A 7267-nucleotide genomic window follows, 5' to 3' on the forward strand; every position below is an offset into this window, starting at 1 on the left:
ATCGACCTCGTAGTGGGCCTACTCGGTTGATTCGGCAACGCCGCGAGTCGCCGTGCCGGGCGTCGCGACGGGGCGAACGTTGCCTGACGCGGCACTAGGAATCACGTGCCTGCGCGTCGCGCTCCAGCAGGTCGACCAGTGTGGGGACATGGCTGCCCTCGATGCTCTTCACCGATGTGACCAGGGTGACGGGGCCGCCGGCGGCCAGTTCACGCAGGCGGGCGAGGGCTTGTGCCGCAGCGCCCTCATCGAGCTCCTGCCGGTAGCGGGCGTCGAACTCCCTGTAACGGGAGGCGTCCTTGTGGTACCAGGTGCGCAACCCGTTGGAGGGAGCGACCTCCTTGAGCCATTCGTCGATGGCTGCACGCTCCTTGGACACGCCCCGGGGCCACAGCCGGTCGACCAGGACGCGCACACCGTCGTCCGGCTCGGTCGTGTCGTAGACCCTGCGCACGGTGATGTCGTCCATCCCGTCAGCCTGATGCGCCCGGCACTGGTGCGCAAGCTCGAGCACCACCTCATCTCGTCTCCTTGACGATAAGCAGAAACCCCAATATCGTCATCCAGACGATAATCAATCGATCGCAAGGGGTCCCACCATGGCCGACATCACCCGGCGCCTCGGCTGGCGTCATCTGCGATGCGCGCCCACCGCCCATGTTCGCCACCACTCCCGCGGCAAAGTCGCCCACGACGGCACCGGGCTCAGCTTCTGGTACCGCGCGCTGACCGCCGCGCTCTCCGAGATCCCGGTGGACGACCGCGAGTTGGCCATGACGTTCCACGCCAGGACGTCGGACTTCCAGGACGTCGCGGTGCAGTCCACGGTGACCTACCGCATCAGCGACCCGACCGCTGCCGCCACCCGGCTGGACTTCTCCATAGACCCGGACACCGGCGTCTGGCGGGGCACCCCGCTGGAGCAGATCGCCACCCTGCTCACCGAGACCGCGCAGCAGCACGCGCTCGACGTACTCGCCCGCACCCCGCTCGCCGCCGCACTCGCCGACGGCGTCACGGCCGTTCGCGAGCGGATCTCGAGGGGGCTCGGCACCGAGCCCCGGCTGGCCGCGACCGGCCTTGAGGTCGTAGCCGTACGGGTGATCGCACTGCGGCCCGAGCCCGAGGTGGAGCGCGCACTGCGCACTCCGGCACGTGAGCAGATCCAGCAGGAGGCCGACCGCGCCACCTACGAACGGCGGGCCGTCGCCGTCGAACGCGAACGGGCCATCGCGGAGAACGAACTTGCCAGCAAGATCGAACTGGCCCGCAGAGAAGAGCAGTTGGTGGAGCAGAGCGGCGCCAACGCTCGCCGTGAGGCAGAGGAGAGCGCCGCCGCCGACGCCGTACGCGCCGAGGCGGAAGCGGCCCGCAGGGTGCGGCTGGCACAGGCCGAGGCGACGGCTGCCCGTGAGACGGGCGAGGCGCGCGCGGCGGCACAGGCGGCCTGGCTGCGGGTACACGCCGAGACCGGGTCCGAGACCCTGCGGGCGCTGGCCGTCACCAGGTTCGCCGAGAACCTGCCCCGGGTGGACAGTGTCACCCTCTCGCCCGATGTCCTCACCGGTCTGCTCGCGAGGCTCGGCGGCGGGCAGCGCCACCACGACGCGGAGGAGCGGTGAGTCTCGCCCCGCGTGCGGTGCTGGTGCACCGCACCACCGAGTACGAGGAGCTGCTCGCCCGGCACGGCACCCACGGCCAGGCGGAGTTCTTCCTCTCCTCGCGCGGCAGGAGTATCGCCGAGGTGCTCGAACGCCACCGGCGCACCGCGCGGGCGCTCCGCGATGTGACGGCGGCCGTGCCGCTGCGCTGGCGCCAGACCCGGGTGGAACGCGCCGACCTGGACCGTTTCCTGTTCGCACCGCAGGACGTGGTCATCGTGGTCGGCCAGGACGGCCTGGTCGCCAACACCGCCAAGTACCTCTCGGGCCAGCCTGTCGTGGGCATCGACACCGACCCGGGCCGCAATCCCGGTGTCCTCGTCCGGCACCGGCCAGCCGACGCCGGAAGGCTGATGCGGGACGCTGCGGCCCAGGGCGGCGGCACGGCGGATGAGCTCACCATGGTGGAGGCGGTCGCCGACGACACCCAGCGCATCGTGGCCCTGAACGAGATCTACCTCGGCCGCCCCGGCCACCAGACCTCCCGCTACCGTCTCGGTCTCCGGGACGCGGCGGAGCCCCAGGCCTCGTCCGGGGTCCTGGTCGGCACCGGCACCGGCGCCACCGGTTGGCTGCGGTCGCTCTGGCTGGAGCGCGGCTCCGCCGGCCCGCTGCCCGGCCCCGCCGAACGCCGGCTGATCTGGTACGTACGGGAGGCCTGGCCCTCGCCTGCCACCGGGACGTCCCTGGTGGAAGGCACCCTGGCCGCCGCGGAACGGCTGGCACTCACCGTGGAGTCCGACCGGCTGGTCGCCTTCGGCGACGGGATGGAGTCCGACGCGATCGAGCTGACCTGGGGTCAGACAGTACGGCTCGGGGTGTCGGACACCTCGCTCCGGCTCCTCGTCTGACCCGTGGCCCGCTCGGACCGGCCCGGGCGGAGGTCAGCGGCTGTCGGGGTCGAAGGCCGTCACCGTCCTGTCCCGTACCCGCCAGGAGCCGCAGGGGTGCAGACCGCCGCCCCAGGCGCGGTCCCAGTGGGCCCGGCAGGAGAGATGGCTCCGCCCGCCGGTTCGGGCCGTCCCGCGATGGCCGGCGACCGCGGTGAGCACCGCCAGCAGAGCGGCCAACTCGGTCTCGTCAGGGGTTCCGCGCACGATCCGAACGTCGACGCCGACGCCGACGCCGACATCGTCGTCGCCGGTCGGCCCCACGGCATCCGGATCAGCGGCCACACCACGGTGCGGCCTCTCAGCGCCTTCCCCGTTCTGCCCCTCAGCGGCTGCACCGTCGGCTCTCTCGGTAGCCGCGCCGTTCGACCCATCGGCCACGGCATCGTTCGACCCCTCGGTGCCTTCACCGTGCGTCCGCTCGACGGCTTCACCATTCGGTCCCTCGGGCACCTCGCCGTCCGCCCAATCGGTCACCGCACCGTTCGGATCGACGCACACCTCACCGTTCATGGCCGCCTCACCAACTCACCGGCAGGGTCTCGGGGCCCCGGATCAGGCCGCCCCGCTGCCAGGTCATCGCATCGGGCGGCACCGCCAGTGCCAGTCGGGGGTAACGCTCCAGCAGCGTACCGATCATGATCTCGGACTCCATCCGGGCGAGCATCGACCCGACGCAGTGGTGCGGGCCGTATCCGAACGACAGGTGGGCCATGGGACCGCGGTCCAAGTCGAGTACGTCCGGGGCGCCGAAGACCGCCGGGTCGCGGTTCGCGGCGAGATACGACGAGTAGACCGCCTCGCCACGCCGGATGCGTACGCCCCCGATCTCCAGGTCCTCGACGGCGATGCGCGGGATGCCGACACCGTTGCGGTGCGGGATCCATCGCAGCAACTCGTCCACGGCCTGCGGGAGGAGTCCTGGAGCGTCCCGCAGGCGGGCAAGCTGCTCCGGATGGGTGAGCAGCGCGTACACCATGTTCGCGCTGTTGTTGCGTACCGCGTGAGCACCGCTCACCAGGATGGCCGTCGCCAGTGAGACCGCCTCGTCCTCGGTGATCTCACCGCCCTCCAGGGCCGCGGCGAGGACTCCCGCCAGGTCGTCGGCCGGTTCGTCGCGGCGCCGCCCGATGAGAGCGACGAGCACCTCGCGCACCGTGCGCTGGGCCTCCTTGCTGCGGTTCGGGGCCGGTCGAGGGGTCATGATGACGTCCGCCCAGGAGGTCATCCGAGCCCGCTCGTCCTGCGGCACACCGAGCAGGTCGCAGACGACGGAGAGCGGAAAGGGACCATGGAGGTGCGCCATCAGGTCCGCCGGCGGCCCATGCCGCTCCATCTCGTCAAGCAGCCGGTCGGCGGTCCGCTGGGCCATGGGCCGCAGCCGTCGCATGCTCCGGCCGGTGAAGGCGCGGGCGACGACGCCGCGCATGACGGTGAGCCTGGGCGGGTCCGCGTAGTTGAGTGCCGCGTGCTTCGCCGCGATGGCGTGCGGCGAACCGCTGGTGACCTCGCGGTCCACCAGGGCGGTCCGGCTCAGCCGGGGGTCGGCTGACGCCTGCTTGACGTCCTCGTACCGGGTGGTGAGCCAGGCGGTGCCCTCGCCGAACGGCAACCGGATACGGGCGACGGGCTCGTGCCGGAGCAGTCCGGTGAGGAACGGGTCGAATTCCAGAGCCTGGAAGTCCTCCAGGGTCCATTCGTGGACCGCCTCCCGCTGTCCGTCCCGCCGTGCCGCCGCACCGGTGAACGGACAGCCCGCGGCGCCGGTCAGCGCCCCTGGCACGGTCTGGGGTTGTGACGTCATGGAGTTCATCTCCCAGTTTGTGAACGCGCGCGCAAAGCGGTTCACATGCAGTAAGCCGACAGCGCCCCCGCCAGGACCCCATCCCTTCCCGATTGCACGCACATCGGCTCGGACACGCCCCTGGATCACCCTTTCGGCGCAACCGGTAGGGGATTCCCCGGCGCGCGCGACGGCGTGTCGTCGCTGATCCTTTTGGAGGAAGGTGAGAGGAGGGCAGCACATCATGGCCACTCTGTGTAAACCCGCGGTGTCTGTGCCCGAGCACGTGATCACCATGGAGCAGACCCTTGACCTGGCGCGGTCCGTTCACGCGGACCACCCGGAACTCCCGCTGGCGCTGCGCCTGATCCAGAACACGGGGGTGGAGAAACGCCACCTGCTGCGGCCGATCGAGGAGACGCTGCGGCACCCCGGCTTCGAGGAGCGCAACGCGTTCTACGAGGCCGAGGCCAAGGCGCGAGTGCCAGCCGTCATACGGCAGGCGCTGGCCGACGCCGAACTCCACGCCTCCGACGTAGACGTGATCATCTTCGTGTCGTGCACGGGCTTCATGATGCCGTCGCTCACCGCGTGGCTGATCAACTCCATGGACTTCCGCACCGACGTGCGACAAGTTCCCATAGCCCAGCTCGGTTGTGCCGCCGGCGGTGCCGCGATCAACCGGGCGCACGACTTCTGCACCGCCTACCCCGAGGCCAACGCCCTCATCGTCGCCTGCGAGTTCTGCTCGCTGTGCTACCAGCCCACGGATGTGAGCGTCGGCAACCTCCTGTCCAACGGCCTCTTCGGGGACGGCCTCGCAGCCGCGGTGGTACGCGGCCGGGGCGGACTCGGAGTGGTCCTGGAGCGCAACGGCGCCTATCTGGTCCCGCACACCGAGGACTGGATCGCCTACGACGTCCGCGACACCGGCTTCCACTTCAAGCTGGACAAGCGGGTGCCCGGAACGATGGAGCCGCTCGCCCCCGCCCTCAAGGAGCTGGCCGGCCCGCACGGCTGGGACGTCACCGCGCTGGACTTCTACATCATCCACGCGGGCGGGCCACGGATCCTGGACGACCTGAGCATGTTCCTCGGCGTGGACCCGGAGGCCTTCCGGTTCAGCAGGGCGACACTCACCGAGTACGGCAACATCGCGAGCGCCGTCGTCCTGGACGCCCTGCGGCGCATGTTCGAAGAGGGCGGCACCCCCGACACGGCTCGCGGCATCCTCGCTGGCTTCGGCCCCGGCATCACCGCGGAGATGACCCTCGGCCGCTGGAGCATTCCGGACGGGAAGATCCCTCCGTCGCACGGACTCCAGCCCCAGGCCCAGTACGGGTTCTGACCGGCCGCTGATCCGGTCCGTGATCTCCGGGCCCGATGCCCGGTCCTCGGACTCCCCCACGCCCCGGCCACGGCACACCCGCACCCTCGCCCCGCGGAGGAACCGAACGATGCACGAACAGACGACGACCGCCATCGACGACTCCCGCCCGCCGGTCCGTTTCTGGCCCGCCGACGACCTGTCCGGCGTGGACTTCGACCCGGTGCTGGCCGACCTGATGCGGGAAGGCCCCCTGACCCGCATCAGGCTCCCCAACGGGAGGGGCTGGGCGTGGCTGGCGACGCGTCACGAGGACGTGCGCATGGTGACGAACGATCCCCGCTTCAGCCGCAGGGCGATCGCCGAGCACGATGTCACCCGGCTCCTTCCGCACTTCATCCCCGTGGCCGGGGCAGTCGGATTCGAGGACCCACCGGACCATACGCGGCTGCGCCGTGCGGTCGCCGGTGCGTTCACCACCCGGGGCGTGGAGCGGCTGCGCGGCAGTGCCCAGCTGATGCTGGACGAACTCGTGGAGGGGGTGCTGTCCGACGGCCCGCCCGCCGATCTGACCGAACGGATCCTCACCCCCTTTCCGCTGGCCGTGGTGTGCGAGCTGATGGGGGTGCCGGACGCCGATCGCCCGCGGATGCACGAGTGGACCAGCCTCATCCTTTCCTCGGCCGAGGGAGCCGAGCGCAGTGAGCAGGCGAAGACCCGTATGTGCGCGTACTACGCCGAGCTGCTCCGGCAGCGGCGGGTCACGGGCGGCGAGGACGTGACCGCCCTGCTCGCCGCGGCCGTCGCGAACGGCGAGATCAGCGAGAACGAGGCCGTCGGTCTCGCCCTGCTGATCCAGATAGGCGGCGAGGCCGTCACCCACAACACCGGCAACATGCTCTACATCCTGCTCACCCGACCGGAGCACCAGGCCCGGTTGCGGGCCGAGCCGGAACTGCGCCCCACCGCGATCGACGAGCTGCTGCGCTACGTCCCGCACCGCAAGGCAGTCGGGCTCTGCCGGATCGCCAAGGAGGATCTGGTGGTCGCGGGTCACCGGATAAAGGCCGGTGAGCCGGTATACGTCTCCTATCTGGCGGCCAACCGCGACCCGCAAGTCTTCTCGGACCCGGAGGAGATCGTGCTCGACCGCAGCCCGAATCCCCATGTGGCCTATGGATACGGCCCGCACTACTGCCTGGGCAGCCTGCTGGCCCGGCTGGAAGCCGAACTACTGGTCTCCACACTTCTCGACCGCTTCCCCCCGCTGCGGCTGGCGGTACCTGCCGAGGAGCTGGGCTGGCGGCCCGGCGCCGCGATCCGCGGACCCGAGAGATTGCCGGTGATCTGGTGACCGCGCATATCAGGGCGCCGATCGACGCCGACGAGTACGCGGAGTCCCCGGACGGTCTGCTGGTGCCCACGGGCCATGGCCGGACGCTGAACACGGCCGCCCAGCAGGTGACGTTCAAGGTGACCGGGGAGCACTCGAGGGTGGCCTCCAGCTTCGAGGTCGTGGTGCCGCCGGGCTTCGACGTCGGCGCCCATGTGCACACGCGCAGCGAGGAGCTCTTCTACGTCCTCGAAGGCGAGCTGGACGTGCTCG

At 70.6% G+C, this 7267-nt stretch carries 7 protein-coding genes and 1 pseudogene (1 of these 8 cut by a window edge); 5 read left to right on the forward strand and 3 right to left on the reverse strand.

Translation table 11 applies throughout. From position 1 onward, the window contains the following. Positions 1-94 precede the first annotated feature (94 nt). Complete coding sequence (locus ACFWI9_RS04545) at positions 95-469, reverse strand: DUF488 domain-containing protein (RefSeq protein WP_387159076.1); 375 nt, start codon at positions 467-469, stop codon at positions 95-97. Between the two features lie 130 nt (positions 470-599). Between ACFWI9_RS04545 and ACFWI9_RS04550 the strand changes: the two genes are divergently transcribed. Next, complete coding sequence (locus tag ACFWI9_RS04550) at positions 600-1622, forward strand: SPFH domain-containing protein (RefSeq protein WP_387159019.1); 1023 nt, start codon at positions 600-602, stop codon at positions 1620-1622. Beyond that, positions 1619-2512 carry a hypothetical protein gene (locus ACFWI9_RS04555; RefSeq protein WP_387159020.1) on the forward strand — a complete coding sequence of 298 codons (894 nt, stop codon included), beginning with the start codon at positions 1619-1621 and terminating at the stop codon, positions 2510-2512. Before ACFWI9_RS04550 ends, ACFWI9_RS04555 begins: the two co-directional genes overlap by 4 nt. Before the next feature lie 33 nt (positions 2513-2545). Here the strand turns inward: ACFWI9_RS04555 and ACFWI9_RS04560 are convergent, their stop codons facing one another. Then, positions 2546-3064 carry an acyl-CoA carboxylase epsilon subunit gene (locus ACFWI9_RS04560; RefSeq protein ID WP_387159021.1) on the reverse strand — a complete coding sequence of 173 codons (519 nt, stop codon included), beginning with the start codon at positions 3062-3064 and terminating at the stop codon, positions 2546-2548. A 7-nt stretch (positions 3065-3071) separates the two neighbouring features. Next, the gene (locus tag ACFWI9_RS04565) at positions 3072-4355 is read right to left on the reverse strand and encodes a cytochrome P450 (protein ID WP_387159022.1); all 1284 of its coding nucleotides are present in this window, start codon (positions 4353-4355) and stop codon (positions 3072-3074) included. A 223-nt stretch (positions 4356-4578) separates the two neighbouring features. Between ACFWI9_RS04565 and ACFWI9_RS04570 the strand changes: the two genes are divergently transcribed. From ACFWI9_RS04570 to ACFWI9_RS04580, 3 genes and pseudogenes are all read left to right on the forward strand, one after another. Then, positions 4579-5682 carry a type III polyketide synthase gene (locus ACFWI9_RS04570; protein WP_387159023.1) on the forward strand — a complete coding sequence of 368 codons (1104 nt, stop codon included), beginning with the start codon at positions 4579-4581 and terminating at the stop codon, positions 5680-5682. Positions 5683-5791: 109 nt separating this feature from the next. Continuing rightward, complete coding sequence (locus tag ACFWI9_RS04575) at positions 5792-7015, forward strand: cytochrome P450 (RefSeq protein ID WP_387159024.1); 1224 nt, start codon at positions 5792-5794, stop codon at positions 7013-7015. A 107-nt stretch (positions 7016-7122) separates the two neighbouring features. Beyond that, a pseudogene (locus ACFWI9_RS04580) lies at positions 7123-7267 on the forward strand (cupin domain-containing protein) (it continues 402 nt past the right edge of the window).

Origin of the sequence: Streptomyces sp. NPDC127084, from assembly GCF_042724175.1 — a bacterium.
Lineage (GTDB): Bacteria > Actinomycetota > Actinomycetes > Streptomycetales > Streptomycetaceae > Streptomyces.